The organism is Clostridium celatum (genome assembly GCF_021412605.1).
Classification (GTDB): domain Bacteria; phylum Bacillota; class Clostridia; order Clostridiales; family Clostridiaceae; genus Clostridium; species Clostridium celatum.
Map to the genome: position 1 here is coordinate 124,189 of NZ_JAJKGM010000004.1, position 19,340 is coordinate 143,528.

Genomic DNA, 19,340 nt, shown 5'->3' on the forward strand with positions numbered 1-19,340 from the left:
ACATTTTGTTGAAAAGTAAATGGGGAATTATTTTAATGGGAGGATATTTATATGGAACAAGGAATTAAAAAAATAGCTTTATTAACAGGTGGAGGAGATTGTCCAGGGCTAAACGCAGTAATTAGAGCAGTTACAAGAACAGCAATATTAAACTACGGAATAGAAGTGATAGGATATAAATTTGGATATAGAGGTTTATACAATAATGATTTTGTAAATTTAACTCTAGATAGTGTATCAGGAATACTACATAGAGGTGGTACTATATTGTATAGTTCTAATAAAGATAATTTATTTGATTATACAGTTGAAGAAAATGGTGTAATGGTAAAAAAGGACGTTTCAGATGTTGCTGTTGAAAATATGAGAAAAGAAGGCGTAGATGTATTAATAGTTATTGGTGGAGATGGAACATTAACTTCAGCTAGAGATTTTGCTAGAAAAGGAGTTAAGGTTATAGGTGTTCCTAAGACTATTGATAATGATTTATCCTCAACAGATGTAACTTTTGGATTTAATACAGCTATTGATGTTGTAACAGAAGCTTTAGATAGACTTCATACTACAGCTGAATCACATCATAGAATTATGCTTTGTGAAGTTATGGGAAGAAATGCTGGATGGATAGCATTAGAATCAGGAATTGCAGGTTCTGCTGATATAATTCTTTTACCAGAAATGCCATATGATATAAACAAAATTGCATTAAAAGTAAAGGAAAGAGAAGAGCAAGGAAAGAATTTTACAATAATTGTAGTTGCAGAAGGGGCTAAGCCAAAGGATGGCGAGGTTGTAGTATCTAAAATAGTAGCAGATAGTCCAGATCCTATAAGACTTGGAGGAATTGGTAATAAGCTTGCAGAAGACTTAGAAAAATTAATAAAAGATCATGAAGTAAGATGTACAGTTTTAGGACATATACAAAGAGGTGGTAATACATCTACTTATGATAGAATCCTTTCAACTAGATATGGAGTTGCTGCCGTTGAATTAATGATGAATGGTAATTTTGGGGAAATGGTATGCTTAAAAGGAGATAAAATATCTAGTGATACTTTAGAAAATGTAATAGGCCAAAATACTAAGAAGGTTAATCCAGAAGGAGAATTAGTACAAGTTGCTAAGAAAATAGGAATAACATTTGCAGAATAATAATAAGACTGTACCAAAATGATTGTTTTGGTACAGTCTTATTTAAGTAATAAAACAGTTGTTTTAAGAATATATAGTATAGTTATTTATATAAAGTAAAAAATAAAAGTGTATATGGCAATTAAAAAATATAGTAAAAAAATAATGAAATACTTCAAAATATTCTGACAATATGTTATAATAAATATAGAGTAAAGAAATTTTTAGAATAAGTGGATTTAGGAGGGTATTATGAAAGAAATAAAGAAATATTTAGAATCAAGAATCGGAAAATATAGTTTCTTTTTTGAGGATCTAAAGAGTGGATATGTGTATGGGTACAATGAAAACGTTTCTATGGTTGCTGCTGGATGTATGAAATTGCCTATAGCTGTTTCATTGATAAAAGCTGTAGAAGATAAGAAAGTTGATTTTATGGATAAGATCAAAATTCAAAGTTCAGATAAAGTTTTTGGTACTGGAATAATCCATGAGTTTAATGAAAGAGAATATACTGTATTTGAACTTTTAGTAATAATGTTAATACAAAGTGACAATACAGCTGCAAATAAGATTATTGATATTGTTGGTATGGAGCAAATAAATGAAGATATATTAGCTATTGGATTAAAAAATACTAAATTAAATAGAAAGACTAATGATGAAAGAATAAACGTTGAAGGGGTAGAAAATTTTACATCAGCATATGATTTATCAAGAATATGGAAACATTTAGCTAATGGAACATTTTTAAATAAGGAAAATGGACAGATGCTAATAGATATATTAAGAAGACAACAAATAAAAAATAAAATTGCGTTATATATACCAGATGATTTAAAGGTAGAAATATCAAGTAAAACTGGAGATAAAAAAGGTGTTGAAAATGATACAGCACTATTAGAATTACCTAAGGGAAGATTTGCTTTTACAGTATTATCACAAGATGTACCAAATAGTGTATATGGAACAGTATCTTTAGCTAAATGTGGTAAAATGATGTGGGATGAAGTTATGAATAATTGGAAATAAAAATGTATTGACAACTATTTCTAGAAGTGATATTCTATGAAAAAAGAACCTTTAAAGGAATCCTGAGAGATTCATAAGGAAGTTGTAATGATACCAATATTATAGGATTACTATACCTTCCTTTAAATTAAAGGAAGGTTTTTTGTTCTTTAAATTTAACACTGTGATGTTAAAAAGGAGTGACGTAAAATGAATAATAGAAACTTAATAAGTCCTATGGACTTTTCAAAAGAAGAATTAAACGAAATCTTTGAACTAGCAGAAAAAATTATTTCAAATCCAAAGGAATTTTCACATATCTGTGATGGCAAAATATTAGCTACACTTTTTTATGAACCAAGTACAAGAACAAGATTTAGTTTTGAATCAGCAATGATGAAATTAGGTGGTAATGTACTAGGCTTTTCTGAACCAAATTCTACTTCAAGTGCAAAGGGAGAAACACTAGCAGATACTATAAAAATGGTATCCATATATTCGGATATTATTGCAATGAGGCATCCAAAGGAAGGATCAGCAAAGGTTGCAAGTATGTATTCAAATGTACCAGTAATAAATGCTGGTGATGGAGGACATCAACATCCAACTCAAACACTAACAGATCTATTAACAATAAAATCTCAAAAAGGAAAATTAAATGGACATAAGATAGGGATATGTGGTGACTTGAAAAATGGAAGAACTGTTCAGTCATTAATATCAGCAATGTCAAGATATGAAGAAATAGAATTTATTTTAATATCACCTAAGGAATTAGTCATTCCAGAGTATATAAGAGAAGAAATTTTAAAGAGAAATAAAATAACATTTAAAGAAGTTGAAAGAATAGAAGATGTAATAAGTGAATTAGATATTTTATATATGACAAGAATTCAAAAAGAACGTTTCTTTAATGAAGAAGAATATTTAAGATTAAAGGATAGTTACATATTAGATATGGAAAAAATGAATAAAGCAAAAAAAGATATGATTGTAATGCATCCACTTCCAAGAGTAAATGAAATAGCTACGGAAGTAGATAGTGATAAAAGAGCTGTCTATTTTAAACAAGCTGAATATGGAATGTATGTAAGAATGGCTTTAATAGCTAAATTATTGGGGGTAATGTAATGTTACAAATAACTAGTATAAAAAATGGATTTATGCTTGATCATATAAAAGCTGGAATGGGAGTTAAAATATTTAGGTATCTTAATTTAGATAAATTAGGTCATCAAGTTGCGCTAATAATAAATGCAGATAGCAAAAAAATGGGTAAAAAAGATATAATAAAGATAGAGAATATAGAAAAAATTAATTATACAGTATTGGGCTTGCTTTCACCAGGAATAACAATTAATGAAGTTAGAAATGAAGTTATAGTTAATAAAATTAAACCAGAGCTTCCAGAAAGAGTAGAGAATATTATTGAGTGTAAAAATCCAAATTGCATAACTTCAGATGAAAAATATATACCTCATAGTTTTACATTAGTGGATAGAACACAGGGAAGCTATAAATGTGAATATTGTGAACAAATAATAAATCCAAGTGAGGTGTAGATTTATGAACTTACTAATTAAAAATGCTAATATCGTAGATGCACATGAAGAATTTTGTGCTGATGTATTAATAATAGATGGGAAAATAGCTGAAATAGGTATTGAGTTAAATAAAAAGGATGTAGAGATTATAGATGCAAATGGATTAACATTAATGCCGTCTTTTATAGATACTCATGCACATTTTAGAGAACCGGGATTAACAAATAAGGAAGATATAGAAAGTGGTTCTAAGGCTGCAGCTAAAGGTGGATATACGGGGGTTTGCTTAATGGGCAATACTAATCCAATATGCTCAAGCAAAGAAGTTGTTGAGTATGTAAGAAATAGATCCAAAGAGGTTGGATTAATAGATGTTCATCAATGTGTTTCAATAACAGAAAATTTTGCCGGAAAGTCTATAGAACACTTAAATGCTTTTGATAATGATAAGGAATTAGTTGCAATAACTGATGATGGTGTTGGAGTAATGGATTCTAGCATAATGATGAAAGCTATGGAGAAGGCTAAAGAAAATAATTGGATAGTTATGTCTCATGCAGAAGATAAAACATTTTCTAAAATAGACATGAGAATAGCAGAAGATTTAATGACAATAAGAGATTTATACTTAGCAAAAGTTACTGGTGCTAGACTTCATATGGCTCATGTTAGTACCGTAGAATCTATTAATGCTATAAGAAGAAGTAAAAGTGAGGGTGCGAATGTTACTTGTGAAGTAACACCACATCATATTGGACTAACAACAGAAATTAGTAATTATAGAGTAAATCCTCCTATAAGAAAACAAGAGGATATTGATGCTATAATAGCTGGTATTAAGGATGGAACTGTTGATTGTATAGGAACAGATCATGCACCACATACTGAAGAAGATAAACAAAATGGTGCACCAGGAATGGTAGGGCTTGAGACATCATTTAGTATTTGTTATACAGAGCTTGTAAAAAAATATGGTATTTCCATAAATAAATTAAGTGAATTAATGTCAAAAAATCCAGCTAATATTCTTGGAATGAATAAAGGAACAATAACAGTTGGAAAAGATGGAGATTTAGTATTAGTTGATTTAAATAAAGAAGTAGTTATAGATAGAGAGACTTTTGTATCAAAAGGGAAAAATACTCCATTCCACGGAAGAAAGTATTATGGAGAAGTTATAGCAACTATAAAAGCAGGAAAAGTAATATATAGTACAAATGTTTAAGTTTAGTATAGTATAAAAAGCGAAAGGTGAGTAAGTTTTATGAAAAGTTTAATAATAGATAAATTATATAAAAGAGTTGAAGAAAGAGGAGTAGTTTGTTTAGGTCTTGATACTGCTGTTGAATATATACCAGAACATGTTTTAGAGGGAAAATCAATTGAAGAAGCAATATTTCAATATAATAAAGAAATTATAGATGCAACTTTAGATGTTGTATCATGTTATAAGGTTCAAATTGCATATTATGAAGCATTAGGACTTGCAGGGCTTTTAGCATATAAGAGAACTTTAGAATATTTAAGAGAAAAAGATGCTATTATAATTTCAGATATAAAAAGAGGGGATATAATGGCAACTGCAACTCAATATGCTAAGGGTCATTTTAGTGGTGATTTTGAAGCAGATTTCATAACATTAAGTCCATATATGGGGATGGATAGTATAGAACCATATATGCCATATATGGAAAGTGGAAATAAAGGTGTATTTGTATTAGTTAGAACTTCAAATCCAGGAGCAGAAGATATAGAAAATATTGATACTAAAGATGGTAGTAAGGTCTATAAAGTTGTAGGTGATAAGCTTACTAAGATGGGAGAAAATGTTAAGGGTGAATGCGGATATTCAGCAATAGGTGGAGTAATTGGATGTACTCATGTTGAAGAAGGAAAAGAAATAAGAGAAAGATATAAGGATATGTTCTTCTTAATTCCAGGATACGGAGCACAAGGAGGGAAGGCTGAAGATGTAGCTTTATATTTAAGAGATGGAAATGGTGGAGTTGTAAATTCATCAAGAGCAATTCTTTTAGCATATAAGAAAGAAAATAAACCAGAAGAGTTTGCTGCATGTGCAAGAAGAGAAGCAATTAGAATGAGAGATGAAATAAGAACTGCAGTTAATAACCTTTAGGAGGAAAAGAATTTATGAAGTATACACAAGGCAAAATATTAGTAAATGAAGAAATTCAAAATGGAATATATAAAATGGTAGTAGAAGATAAAAATGAAGCTAAAGCTGGACAATTCTATATGTTAAAGCATAATGGAGCAACTTTACTTCCAAGACCAATTAGTGTTTGTGAAACTAATGGAGATACATTAACTTTTGTATATGCAGTAGTAGGAGATGGGACAAAAGAATATGCTAAATTAAAAGAAGGTGATTCAATAAGTTTAAATGGCCCACTTGGAAATGGATTTAACTTAGAAGAAGAATTAGGTAAAGTAGCATTAGTAAGTGGTGGTATTGGTACAGCACCAATGCTTGAAGTTGCTAAAAAGTTAAGAGAAAAGAAAAGTGATATTAAGATGGAACTTTATGCTGGATTTAGAGATGATATATATTTAATAGATGAAATAAAAGAATATGTTGATGATGCATTTGTTTCAACAAATACTGGTAAGCATGGTCATAAAGGTTTTGTAACAGAAATTTTAGATGTAACAAATTATGATACAGTACTTTGTTGTGGTCCAGAAGTTATGATGAAAAGAGTAATTGAAATATGCAAAGAAAAGCAAGTTAAAGTATATGTTTCAATGGAAAAGCATATGGCTTGCGGAGTAGGAGCATGCCTTGTGTGTACTTGTAAGACTAAAGATGGAAATAAAAGAACATGTAAAGATGGTCCAGTATTTGATGGATACTATGTAGAATTATAATAAGCCAAAGGAGAAGATAAAATGTTAAAAGTTAATATAAATGGAGTAGACTTTAAAAATCCAGTAATAGCAGCATCAGGAACCTTTGGTTTTGGAGTGGAGTATAATAATTTCTATAATGTAGGAATTTTAGGGGGTATATCATCAAAGGGATTAACTTTAAATGAAAAGGCTGGAAATGATGGCATTAGAGTCTTTGAAACTCCATCTGGAATGATGAATTCAGTTGGTCTTCAAAATCCAGGAATAGATAGATTTATAAGAGAAGAACTTCCAAAGATGAAAGAGCTTGGTACTAACATAATTGCTAATGTTGGTGGTGGATGCATGGAAGATTATGAAATTGCATTAGAAAAGCTTAGAGGAACAGAGATAGACATGATAGAGCTTAACATTTCATGTCCTAACGTAAAGTCAGGGGGAATGGCTTTTGGAATTAAATCTGAAGTAGCTTATGAGGTTGTTAAAAAAGCTAAATCAATAGTAGATAAACCTCTTATGGTAAAATTATCACCTAATGCTGAAGATATAGTAGATATGGCTATAAAGTGTCAAGAAGCAGGAGCTGACTCTATATCACTTATAAATACATTAAAAGGATTAGCAATAGATCCATATAAGAGAAAGCCAATATTTAATAATGTATATGCAGGATTATCAGGTCCTGCTGTTAAACCGGTAGCTTTAAGAATGGTTCATGAAGTAGCTAAATCTGTAGAAATACCAGTTATAGGGCTTGGTGGAATTACAACAGGAATAGATGCGATAGAGTTTATGATGGCTGGAGCTTCGGCAGTTCAAATAGGAACAGTTAATTTCTTTAATCCAATGGCTGGAAAAGAAATTATTGAACAAATGGAAGCATTTTGCATTGAACAAGGTATTAAAGATATTAATGAGATAGTTGGAATAATATAAATTAAGAAATTACATTAAATAATTATAAAAATAATTTAATTAAATTACGAAACAAAATTAGTTTAGAAATTAAGATTTGCTTTTATGAAAGCATAAATATTTAATTTCTAGATTTCAAAAATTGTTTCGTAATTTTTTTTTTTTTGTTTATATTTAATATAAAATCTTGCTTTTATACATAGCTGTAAATGATTACAGATAATATTTATGGTATAATAAGTATGTAATAACTTTAAATTACATAATTTATTTGATGTATTATAACCTTTTAGTATATATGATGGGGTATAAAATGAATATAAAGAGGAAGAGTAAAAGGAAAATTTTCATAACTACGTTATTAACTATGATAATTTATATATTATCGTTAAATGAAATAAATGCGTTGGTTAAATTAGATAAAAACTTAAAGATTCAAATTATTGCAACTAGTAATTTAAATGGAAAATTTACAGCTTATGAATATTCTAAAAATATGAATGTAGATGGTGGGCTTACACAGATTTCAACTTTAATTAAAGAAGAAATGGACAATAATAAAAATACTGTGATAATTGATAATGGTGATAGTATTCGAGGAAATTATAGTAATTTATTCTCAGAAGATAAAGAAAATCCAATGATTTTAGCTATGAATAAAATTGGATATGATGTATTAAATTTAGGTGAAGGTGAATTAAATTTAGGTATAGATAAAGTAAATAGTTTTAAAAATCAATCACAAAATAAAGTAAATATAATTTGTTCTAATTTATATAAAAATGGGGAGAGAGTCTTTGATGGATATGCTATAAAGGAATTAGATAATAATATTAAAGTTGCAATAATAGGTATTGTTTTGCCGGAGATTGAAAAGAAATATGATAATAAGTTAAATGGATGTACGTTAAAAAATCCTATTGATGAGGTTGGAATAGTAATTGATGAAATAAAGTCAAAAGGTGGAGCTGATTTATATATTTTATCGGCTAATATAAGTGTAAGAGAAGAGAAAAATTCAGATGAGAATTTGATAAGAAAAATTGCGGAGAGATATGATAATATATCTGCTATAGTAATAGGTGATGAGTGTGAAATAGAAGAAGTAGAAAAAATTAATAATGCTATAGTAATTAAACCCAATAGTAATGGTGAAAGTATTGGAAAAATAGAAATAACCTTAGAAAAAATAGATAATGAATATAAAATAGTTAATGAGGAAAGTGAAATAATACCAACAGCAAGTGTTATAGAGGATGAAGAATTAACAGAAGAAGTTAAGAGTTATCATGAGAGATTAGTAATAGATGCTACAAAAAAGATTGGAGTATTAGATAAAGATTTAGTAGAAAAGGATAATATAAAAGGTATACCGCAATCTATAGTTAGTGATCAAGGGTTAACTGATTTTATAAATGAAGTACAATTATATTATAGTAGAAAACAATTAGAAGAATTAGATATTGATGTTGATAATATATATCATGTATCTGCAGCAAATATATTTGAAAGTACTTCTAATATTGAGGAAGGTAATATTACTAAAGCAGATATTTATAATATATATGGAAATGATAATAATCTTTCTACAATAAAAATTACAGGAAAACAGCTTAAAAAATTGATGGAATGGTCAGTTGCAATTTACAATAAATTTCAAGAAGGGGATTTAACAATATCCTTAAATGAAAAAAGAAAAATATATCAATATTATATGTTTGATGGAATAAGTTATGAAATAAATATTTCTAATGATATAAATGATAGAATTGAGAATTTAATTTTTGAAAAAGATAAAAAAGAAGTTAAAGATGATGATACAGTTTATTTAGCAATAAATAATTTAAGCTCTAAATCTATAATTGATTCTGAAATAAATAGTGTTTTTCATGGAGAAAGCTATGAAAAAATATGTGATACTAGCAATTATAGAATTTCAGCTATAAGAGATTTGATTTTTGACTATATTATTAATGTAAATAATGGAGAAATAAAGAGAAATGTAGATGAAAATTGGAAATTAACTGGGGTAAAATATGATAACGAAAAAAGAGAAGTAGCAATGCGATTAATTAATGAAGAAAAGTTAAAGATTATGAAATCAAGTGATGAGAAAAATCCAATTATTAAAAGTATAACTTGGGATGATGTAATAGAGGTTTCAGATAAAACTATAGATATAATAGCCTTTAATGATTTTCATGGAAGTTTACAAGAAGGTGATAAAAGTATTGGAGCTGCAAAACTTCTAACTTTAATTAAAGAAAAGCAAAGTTTAAAAAGTGATGATTATGATTCATTTATTGTTTCAACTGGAGATGTTTATGGAGGAGCACCTATATCTACACTTACATATGGCAAAGCAGTTTCAGAATTTTTAAAAGAAATGGATTTGACAGTATCCTCAATTGGGATACATGAGTTTGATTTAGGAATTGATAAAATAAAGGCGTGGCAGAGAGAAGGGGAATTTTCTTTTTTAGCAGCTAATATAGTAGATAAAGAAAGTAGAAATCCAATAAGTTGGATAGAGCCATATTCAGTTATTGAAAGCAATGGTTTAAAAATAGGAGTTATAGGAGTAACTACTCCAGAAATAGTTTCTAGAATAAAAGATGAAAATATTGAAAATTTAGAGTTTATATCTCCGGAAAGTGTTATAAATAAATATGCTAAAAAGTTAAAAGAAGAAGAAAAGGTAAATGCTGTTGTTGTTTTAGGATATTTAGAAGCAATACAAAATAAAATAACAGATAAGGTAGAAGGAGAAGTCACTGAACTGGCAAAGAGTATTTATAATGTTGATGCTATAATTACAGGAAGTAATGGTAAGTATATATCGGGGAGTGTTAATAATATACCTATAGTTGAAGCAGGAGGTAATGGAGAAGGATTATCTAATCTCAAATTTACTTTTAATGTAGAAGGAAAATTGCTTAATGTAGAAGGTATTAGTGAAAAAATATGTAAAACAGATGAAAAAATTATATCTAATGACAATATGGAAAGGATAATAAAGTCTTATGAAGAAGAATTAAGTGATATATTATTAGAAAAAATAGCTTATTTAGATAGAGATTTAGACTATGACAAAGATAATGGATTAACTTACATTGGAATGGTTATTGCAGAGTCACTAAGGAGAATAGCAAATACAGATATAGTTCTTATTGATGGTAGAGAAATAACAGGTGGGTTAGAGCAAGGTGAGGTTACAGTAGAGGATTTATATACAATAGTACCTTATGATAATGAATTAGTTACTATAAATCTTACGGGTGAAGAAATTAAAAATATAATAGAAGATAAAATAAAACTAAATGATAATGAGTGTGTTCAATTTGCAGGAATAAATGTATATTATGATGAAAGTAGAGAAATAGGAAAAGGAGTAACGTCTATAAAACTAACTAATGGAACAAGCTTAGATATGAATAGAAGCTATAAAGTTTTGATAAGCGATTTTATGCTATCTAGCAAAACAGAGAATAGCGTTGCAAATAATGAAGAGGTTATGGAAAATAATATAAATATTAGGAATTCAATAATGGAATTATGGAAAAATGAAGGTATTAATTTTGAGGTTGAAAATTTGCTAGTAGTAGAGGAAAGTCAGTGCTATAATTATATAAATAAAGATGAAAAAAAGTATTATTCAAAAGGAAGTATAGAAGAGTCAAAAGGTATAAATGAAAAATTGCCTATTACAGGTGGTGTAAATTCGATTTATATCATTATATCAGCTAATATTATTATGATTAGTGGAATGTGTATTAAAAAGAAAAGGTTAAAATAATAAAAAAATAGATAGTATTAAAAACATTAAGTACTGTAGATAAGTATGTATAATTAGTATTATATAAAAATTTAAAATACCACTATGCTAAAAAGCATAGTGGTATTTCTTTAAGCTATATTAGAGCTTTTTTCATTTTCTCTCCATTCTTCAACTTCAGGTCCAAGTTCTTCTATTGAAGAAGCGTAGAATACTGGATCTTTACCAGCTTTCTTTTGTTCGTTATAATCTTTTAATGCTTTTATAGCAATTTTGCTAAGTAATACTATAGCTATTAAGTTAAGGATTGCCATAAGACCCATAAATACATCAGCTATATTCCATACTAATTTCATTGAAGCTACAGAACCAAATAAAACCATACCAACAACTAATATTCTGTATATGTAAAGATATATTTTTTTGTTTGATATGAATTGAATATTTGTTTCTCCGTAATAATAGTTTCCAATGATTGAACTAAAAGCAAAGAAGAAAATACAAAATGCAATAAAGTATTGCCCCCATGCTCCAACTTGAGAACCTACAGCTATTTGAGTAAGCTCTATACCAGCTATATCACCTAATGGAATATTATTTGAAGAAGCATGTTGTACTAATGTATCAGATGATAAAAGTATTATAAATGCTGTAGAAGTACATATTATTAGTGTATCAGTAAATACTCCAAGAGTTTGAATTAATCCTTGCTTTGCTGGGTGTGAAACAGTAGCAGTAGCAGCAGCATTAGGAGCTGATCCCATACCAGCTTCGTTAGAGAATAATCCTCTTTTAATACCATTTAATAAAGCAGCACCAATTCCACCACCAATAATTTGTTTTACACCAAAAGCATTAGCAAAAATCATTTTCAATACTGCTGGAATTTGAGTTATGTTAGTTATTATAATAAATAAAGCTACTAAGATATATGCTACAGCCATAATAGGAACTATTATACTTGAAATTTTAGCTATACTTTTAACGCCACCAAAAATTATAATTGCTGAAGCAATAGTGATTATAACACCAAGGAAAACTCTATTTATACCAAAAGCTGAATCGAAAGCAGCTGTAATTGTGTTTGATTGAACTGAGTTAAAAGCAAAACCAAAACAAATTATTATTAATATTGAAAAAGTAACACCCATCCATTTTTTCTTTAGGCCTTTTTCCATATAGTAAGCAGGACCACCTCTAAAGCTATCTCCATCTTTAACCTTATATATTTGAGCTAAAGTTGATTCTATAAAAGCAGAAGCAGAACCTATTAATGCAATAAGCCACATCCAAAATACAGCACCAGGCCCACCAATTGCAATTGCAGATGCTACACCAGCTAAGTTTCCTGTACCAACTCTAGAAGCTGTACCAATACAAAATGCTTGGAATGATGAAATTTCACCTTTTTCTTTTGAAGATGTGCCTTCCCCCAGTAATTTGAACATAGATTTAATGTTTGTAAATTGCACAAATTTTGTTTTCCATGTGAAGTATACGCCTATAGAAATTAACATTGCTATTAGGATATATGTCCATAGAAAATCATTGATTGAAAGAATAAAAGTATTAAATTTTTCCATTGGAATGTTCCCCCTTTTTTATCTTAAGTAATATTCTATATTTTATAGTATATAGGAAAAAAATAAAAAATGCAAGAAATATAATTAAAAAATTCATAAAAAATATTTTTAGTATCAAATATGCAAGAAAACGATAAAAAAATGAATAATGTGAAAGAAAACAATTCAAATATCAAATTTAACAGGATAATTTATTAAAAAAGTTATAGTTTTTTTGTGGTAAATATTTACAAAGCTAGTTATAAAGAATATATACTTTATATTTCGGAAATTTAAAATAATACAATTAAATATAATAAAAGCATCAAGTAAGATTTAATTTCTTACTTGATGCTTTTTATTTTGAATAGAATATATGATTTTTATAATATTTAAATATTAATCAATATTATCTGAAGAGTTTGAATCATTGTTATCATTACTATCATCATTACCATTATTATTTTCATAAGAATTATTGTTATCTTCAGAAGGATTATTTCCTATTGAAGTATCATTTGAAGAAGATTTTGAAATAGTAAGGGTTACAGTGCCGTCTTCAAGAATTTCGCTTGTAAATCCTGTTAAAATATATTGTCCAGGTGATAAGCTACCAGATACTGATTGGCCATTAAATGTATATTTAATTTTTCTATCATTTAATAAAACTATAGCATCATATAAATCCATATTAGCTTTTAAGCCAATTTGAGATAGATTTATAGTTGTTTGAGCTTTTGTATCATCCAGTTCTGTAGGGACAACATAAGCATAATCCTTTGCACCATAATATGCATTTGGTTTCTTTATAAATACTCTAGTTTCTATTAAACTCTTAGGAGTATTATCAGATACTAGTTTATTATTTTCTTTATTAACTTGTACTGCTACATGCACATCACAATAAGATTTTGGTTCAGTTCCTTCGATAAATAATTCGGTTTTAACTCTATTACCTCTTTGATCTTGACTACAAAGATTAGTAGCAAGTTTTCCAGAGTCTTTACAAACTACAGCTTTAACTATTCCTGATGGTTCATCAATTTCTTTGTACTCAAGTCCTTCGTGAACAACGCTCATAACGCTACCAAATAAATCAGCTGCAGATGAACTATATCCATTACCCATAGGTGTTTGATCTTGATATCCAATCCAAACTGATCCAGAGTAATAAGGAGTTAAACCTGCAAACCAGAAAGAGTCAACATTATTAGTTGTTCCTGTTTTACCAGATACAGGCATATCACTAAACTTAGCACCATTGGCATCAAAATAAACTAACGGATCTTTTAATATGTTATACATTATATAAGCTGTTTGTGGTGAGAATAATACAACTGGTGTAGCTTCTTTTTCTAAAATAACTTTTCCACTAGCATCTACAACTTTAGTATAAAGTATAGGCTCTATTCTAACACCATTATTTCCAAATGCACCAAATGCAGATGCTAATATAGTTGTATTACCACCATCTCTATCACCTATAGGTTGCTCAAATTGCCCCATTGATGCAGCAGACATAGTATGAGAATCATCACTATATTTAAGACCAGCTCTTTCACCATATTCTATAGCTGTATTTAAACCAATTTTATCAACAGTTTTTATAGAAGTTAAGTTTTTAGAATAAGTTATAGCATCTCTAGGAGTTATATAACCATCCATAACACCATTATAATTTTGTGGAGGATTATTGGTATTAAATCCATACTTGTTAATTAATTCTGTTGATATAGGTGTATCATCTATAGGAGTTGCAGCTGTCATAACTTTAGTATCTATAGCAGGACCATAAACAGTAAGCGGTTTAGTAGTAGAAGCTATTGATTTATGATCAAAGTAAGCATTGTTAATTGAACCCGGTGGAGTATCTCCACGACCTCCAATTAAAACCTTAACTTGACCAGTTCTATAATCAATTACAGTTGCAGCAGCTTGTAATAATGGAACACCTTCTTCAGAGTATTCTTCAATATATTCACCATTATATTGTTCTACATGTAAATTACTTCTTTCATCTAATACAGCTTGAACTTTATTTTGAAGCTCGGTGTTCATAGTAGTATATATTTTAAGTCCACCAGTTACAAAAAGTTTATCAACTTCATCATCTGTATATTTATATTTTTCTTTTAAATCTGTTCTAACTTGATCAAGAGCAGGGTATACAAACCATTCTTGATTTAATTTATAATCTGTATCAGTAGTTGAAAAAGCAAAATTATTTGCATCTGCTTCAGCAACAGTGCTATCATGTTCTTCTTGAGATATATAACCAAGTTCTAACATTTTATCAAGAACTGTTTTAGTTCTATTTATATAAGTATTGGGATAATCTTCTTCTTCAGTATTATAAGCACTATAATATGAAGGTGCTTGAGTAATACCTGCTAAATAAGCACATTGAAGTAAGTTAAGCTCATCTACTGATTTGCCGAAATAGTATTTAGAAGCAGCTTCAACTCCATAAAGATATCCACCTAATGGAATAGTATTTAAATAAGCTCTCATAATTTCTTCTTTACTTAATTCTTTATCAAGTTGTACTGAAAGAGCAATTTCTTTAATTTTTCTATTAATAGAATCAAGTGGTGTTGATTCTGCAGATGATTCTTCTAATAATATAGAATTTTTAACTAATTGTTGAGTTATAGTTGAAGCACCATGAATACCACCATCTTTTAAACCTAAGATAATTAAAGCATCTCTTGTAGCTGCACCTAATATTCTTTTTACATCTATACCGCCATGAGTCATAAAACGTTCATCCTCAATTGCGATATATGCATTAACTAAATTTTTTGGAAGTGTGTCATAATCTTCGACTACGTATCTTTCTTGAATAGATGGTAAATTGTCTATAAATTCACCTTTATCATCGTATAGCATAGAAGTTTCATCTAAATTATAAATAGCATTTATATCTAATGGTGGTGCAGTTTTAATTACTGCATAAATATATCCAACACCTACTACTCCTGTTAATAATACTATTATTAAAATCGTTAAAAAAAAGTATTTTAAAAAACGTTTAACTCTAGATGGTTTTTTCTTTAACTTTTTAGAAGTGCTTGATTTTTTTTGCTGTTCATTTGAATTATTAGCCATCTCTTCCTCCTTTTAATAAATAAAAAAATATAATATTCTTTTATATTATAGCATATTAATTGTAATAGTAAAATAATAACTATGCTAGGTGGTTAGATGAAATATTATACTCAAAGACAAAAAAGTATTCCAAAGTTTAAACCTAAAAAGAGACCATTTCCATTTAAGTTAATTCTACTAATAATGTTAATAATATTAATGAATTTTATTCTATATTTAATCAATAAAAGAATATTACCTATGGTATTAAGTGTTGGAGAAATTGAAATGAAGGCAGAAGTTTCAAAAATAATTAATGAAGAAAGTGTAAAGGTCTATTCTGAAAACTTTAATTATGATGATATTATACATATTGATAAAGACTTAGAAGGAAATATTACAATGGTTAGATCAGATACAGTAAAGCAAAATTCTTTAGCATCTCAAGTTGTTTTAAAATGTAATGAAAGATTAAAAAGTTCAGATGATTTAAGTGTGAAAATTCCATTGGGGTATATAACTAATAACGTTCTTTTTTACAACTTAGGACCTAAAATAACAGTTAAGATTCAGCAGGTTGGAGCCATAAATACATCATATGAATCTGTATTTGAAAGTGCAGGAATAAATCAAACTAGACATAAGATATATTTAGATGTAAAAACTACTATGAGAATTGTAGTACCATTTAAAAGTAAGGATATTGATGTTACATGTCAAATTCCAGTTTCAGATACTATAATTGTTGGTAAGATTCCGGATACAGCTATAAATATGAATAGTAATAATTAAAATAAAAAAGTGGCTTTTGCCACTTTTTTATGATTCTCAATTAAATACTTAGAGAATTTTAATGTTGTTAAAAATTAACTAATGTTATTAGCTTTTATGTAAAGTTACTTAACATATTATTTAATGTTATTTATCATTGAATAAATTTGTATCAAATTATTTGTTTCGATACAAAATGCACACAAAAATAGAGCAGTAGAAACCACTCTAAAATATCATTTAAGACTTGAGAAGATTCTTCTTTTAATTCTTATAAAAGATAAAAAACAACAATATCCTTCAACCATAGTTGAAGTACTTATATTAGTTCTTTTAATCTTTAGTACTTATATAAGTACTAAAGATTAAAAGTCTGAAAAACATTGATATAAGTAGTTTTGAAGGAGAGGCTGGAACTTAAATAAGATTCAAATTAAGAGTTTGGACTTTTTTTCTATCGTATGTGATGTTTTCATTAATATGTTAAAAAGCTAGCAATAGAGCCATTTTATGAATTTAGGATAAGCATTTCATTTATTTGGAGTAGGTCATCTGATGGATGTTCTGCTGGGCAACATAATGATCAAAGCTAGTATTTTCAATGCTTTCATCTGAACTGTCTGTTGGTAATATTATCTACTCGTAAATTATTCCAAGCAAACAATAAAAAAGTATGATAATTAACTTAAGAAGCAAGTTACAAAGTTATTAGTGAAATTAAAATAATAACTTACAATTTAATTAAAACATGTCAGCTTTAGTTCATATGCAAAGCTTCTAAATGTTGAGATAATTAATTTAACAAATGGATGTTCTTCGAAAACTGAATATAGTTCAATGAGAGTTTTATTTATAAGATAGAAACAGTCCAAGTTAAAAAAATATAAGCTATTGCAAAAGCATTTGGGCTAACTGCTAAAGAGTTATTATAAAATTCAAGTTTAATAATTTAAGGGGAATAGGTATGACAAAGATATTAATAAAACAGTATTGCACGAGTAGGTGTTAAAAGTGGAAAAGGATTTTTGGGAATTGGTAAATTAACAGATTATAACTTTGAAAAATGGAAATATAATTTAAAATGCTGTCAGCATAAATACAAAAGCACTATAGATTAAAGATGGTATTAAGCAAAGATTTGCGTACTTTGAATAATCCTTAATTATTAACAGAAGCTACAGATGTAGAATATTTGATTTATCTTTTGAGCAGATAATAATGTATGTTAATTAGATGTGAATTTGAGGATTACAATTATTGAAAATGAACATTATTTTGTTAAAAAAGGTATCGTCAAATGTTTAGGAAGAAGCATATAATGAAATGTTAGGAAATTAAATTTTAAAGAACCTAAACAACAAGAACATAAACTAATAAACAAAAGCTAGCAAAAATTAAATTTTATAAATGAATGGGGGATTGTTTATGAAAAAATTATTTGTTAGTTTATTAGTGTTAAGCGTAGTTGGTTTTGTAGGATGCGGTGAATCCGTTACTGAAAGTGTTGAATATCAAGAATTGGAATCTAAATATAGTGAATTAGAAACTGAATATGAGGAATTAGAAACTGAATATGGGGAATTAAAAAAACAAGATGTAGAAGATGATAAGACTATTAAGAATTTACAATCACAAGTAGATAAAGCTAAAGACTATTTAGATTTAGATCAGGAAGAAAAGAAATTAGTAGATGAGAAAATAGTTGAAGTAAATAAAGCTACAGAAGAACGTATAGCTAAAGAAAAAGCTGAAAAAGAAGCTGCTGAAAAAGCTAAGAAGGAAGAAGAAGAAATTGCTAAAAAGGAAGCTGAAGAAAAAGCTGCAGCTGAAAAGAAAGCAGAAGAAGAGAGAAAAGCACAAGAAGAACAAGCCAAGAAAGAACAAGAGGAGAAAGAAAAACAAGAAAAAGCTAATTTAATAGAAAAGACTAATGCTATAGCAACAGCTAAAAACTATTTAAGCTTTACATCATTTAGCAGGTCAGGTTTAATCCATCAATTGGAATATGAAGGATATTCTACAGAAGCAGCGACTTACGCAGTAGATAATATTGATGTAGATTGGAATCAACAATGCGCTAAAACAGCTAAAAACTACATGGATTATATGGCATTTAGTAGAGATGGATTATATCAACAATTACAATATGAAGGATTTACAGATGAACAAATTCAATATGGTTTAAGTAGTGTTGGTTATTAAAAAAATATAGAAAGAACTCTTTTTAAAAGGTTCTTTTGTGTTTATAATACCACAGGTTCGACCTGTAGTTCCAGAAAGTTTCTAGCTATGAGTGAATAAAAAAGGCCTCCTTTGGAAAAGTATTTTAAGTTTGACGACTAAAATAAATTAAAAGGAGGCGTCGTTAATTAAAAAGATATTGTTAGTCGGGAGCATATAGGAAAGATTGAATAATAAGGGATTATGTTCATATAATCTATTAATTAAAAGGGAAATATGATGAAGAGGATTTTAATTGCTTCTCTTATAGGAAGAGTAGTTTTATTTAATGGGTGTAACAGCAAAGGTAATACAGAAGGTGAAATCAGAGATATTGAGATACAAGAAACATTAGAAGCAACTGATGAAGATGGAATAAGTATTGATGATATAGAAATTTTTCTGCTGATATAATAGAATATTTAGAACTGATATTGAAAATTATCAAGTTTT

14 protein-coding genes are annotated in these 19,340 nt (G+C 28.2%); 12 read left to right on the top strand and 2 right to left on the bottom strand.

Annotation, left to right across the window (positions count from 1 at the left end):
* The first annotated feature begins 51 nt into the window (after nucleotides 1-51).
* The 9 genes from LPC13_RS03315 (at nucleotide 52) to LPC13_RS03355 (ending at nucleotide 11,268) form a co-directional block, all read left to right on the top strand.
* Nucleotides 52-1,152 (top strand): 6-phosphofructokinase, encoded by a 1,101-nt coding sequence (locus LPC13_RS03315; RefSeq protein ID WP_005213957.1) that lies wholly within the window; start codon nucleotides 52-54, stop codon nucleotides 1,150-1,152.
* A 231-nt stretch (nucleotides 1,153-1,383) separates the two neighbouring features.
* On the top strand, nucleotides 1,384-2,163 hold the full coding sequence (locus LPC13_RS03320) for a serine hydrolase (protein WP_234088590.1): 780 nt from the start codon (nucleotides 1,384-1,386) through the stop codon (nucleotides 2,161-2,163).
* 189 nt (nucleotides 2,164-2,352) lie between these two features.
* Nucleotides 2,353-3,273, top strand: coding sequence for an aspartate carbamoyltransferase (pyrB, locus tag LPC13_RS03325; RefSeq protein ID WP_005213959.1), 921 nt, complete (start codon nucleotides 2,353-2,355; stop codon nucleotides 3,271-3,273).
* Nucleotides 3,273-3,704 (top strand): aspartate carbamoyltransferase regulatory subunit, encoded by a 432-nt coding sequence (locus tag LPC13_RS03330; protein WP_195245420.1) that lies wholly within the window; start codon nucleotides 3,273-3,275, stop codon nucleotides 3,702-3,704. Before pyrB ends, LPC13_RS03330 begins: the two co-directional genes overlap by 1 nt.
* A 4-nt stretch (nucleotides 3,705-3,708) precedes the next feature.
* A complete protein-coding gene (locus LPC13_RS03335) occupies nucleotides 3,709-4,911 on the top strand; it encodes a dihydroorotase (protein WP_005213961.1) in 1,203 nt (400 codons plus the stop codon).
* 39 nt (nucleotides 4,912-4,950) lie between these two features.
* Nucleotides 4,951-5,823: an orotidine-5'-phosphate decarboxylase gene (gene pyrF, locus LPC13_RS03340; protein WP_005213962.1), complete on the top strand. Its 873-nt coding sequence runs from the start codon at nucleotides 4,951-4,953 to the stop codon at nucleotides 5,821-5,823.
* Nucleotides 5,824-5,837: 14 nt separating this feature from the next.
* Nucleotides 5,838-6,575: a dihydroorotate dehydrogenase electron transfer subunit gene (locus tag LPC13_RS03345; RefSeq protein ID WP_234088591.1), complete on the top strand. Its 738-nt coding sequence runs from the start codon at nucleotides 5,838-5,840 to the stop codon at nucleotides 6,573-6,575.
* Between the two features lie 21 nt (nucleotides 6,576-6,596).
* The gene (locus tag LPC13_RS03350) at nucleotides 6,597-7,493 is read left to right on the top strand and encodes a dihydroorotate dehydrogenase (protein WP_005213964.1); all 897 of its coding nucleotides are present in this window, start codon (nucleotides 6,597-6,599) and stop codon (nucleotides 7,491-7,493) included.
* Between the two features lie 292 nt (nucleotides 7,494-7,785).
* The gene (locus LPC13_RS03355; protein ID WP_234088592.1) at nucleotides 7,786-11,268 is read left to right on the top strand and encodes a 5'-nucleotidase C-terminal domain-containing protein; all 3,483 of its coding nucleotides are present in this window, start codon (nucleotides 7,786-7,788) and stop codon (nucleotides 11,266-11,268) included.
* Nucleotides 11,269-11,378: 110 nt separating this feature from the next.
* On the opposite strand, the gene LPC13_RS03360 is transcribed toward LPC13_RS03355, so the two are convergent.
* Both LPC13_RS03360 and LPC13_RS03365 read right to left on the bottom strand, forming a co-directional pair.
* Nucleotides 11,379-12,830 (bottom strand): alanine/glycine:cation symporter family protein, encoded by a 1,452-nt coding sequence (locus LPC13_RS03360; protein WP_005213966.1) that lies wholly within the window; start codon nucleotides 12,828-12,830, stop codon nucleotides 11,379-11,381.
* A gap of 378 nt (nucleotides 12,831-13,208) precedes the next feature.
* Nucleotides 13,209-15,917, bottom strand: a complete 2,709-nt coding sequence (locus LPC13_RS03365; protein ID WP_005213967.1) for a transglycosylase domain-containing protein — start codon at nucleotides 15,915-15,917, stop codon at nucleotides 13,209-13,211.
* Between the two features lie 96 nt (nucleotides 15,918-16,013).
* On the opposite strand from LPC13_RS03365, the gene yunB reads away from it, so the two are divergent.
* The 3 genes from yunB to LPC13_RS03380 all read left to right on the top strand — a co-directional run bounded on the left by yunB (nucleotide 16,014) and on the right by LPC13_RS03380 (nucleotide 19,301).
* Complete coding sequence (gene yunB, locus LPC13_RS03370) at nucleotides 16,014-16,688, top strand: sporulation protein YunB (RefSeq protein ID WP_195245233.1); 675 nt, start codon at nucleotides 16,014-16,016, stop codon at nucleotides 16,686-16,688.
* A 1,404-nt stretch (nucleotides 16,689-18,092) separates the two neighbouring features.
* Complete coding sequence (locus tag LPC13_RS03375; RefSeq protein WP_051040697.1) at nucleotides 18,093-18,869, top strand: Ltp family lipoprotein; 777 nt, start codon at nucleotides 18,093-18,095, stop codon at nucleotides 18,867-18,869.
* Nucleotides 18,870-19,124: 255 nt separating this feature from the next.
* Nucleotides 19,125-19,301 carry a hypothetical protein gene (locus LPC13_RS03380; RefSeq protein WP_005213970.1) on the top strand — a complete coding sequence of 59 codons (177 nt, stop codon included), beginning with the start codon at nucleotides 19,125-19,127 and terminating at the stop codon, nucleotides 19,299-19,301.
* The last annotated feature ends 39 nt before the right edge of the window (nucleotides 19,302-19,340 follow it).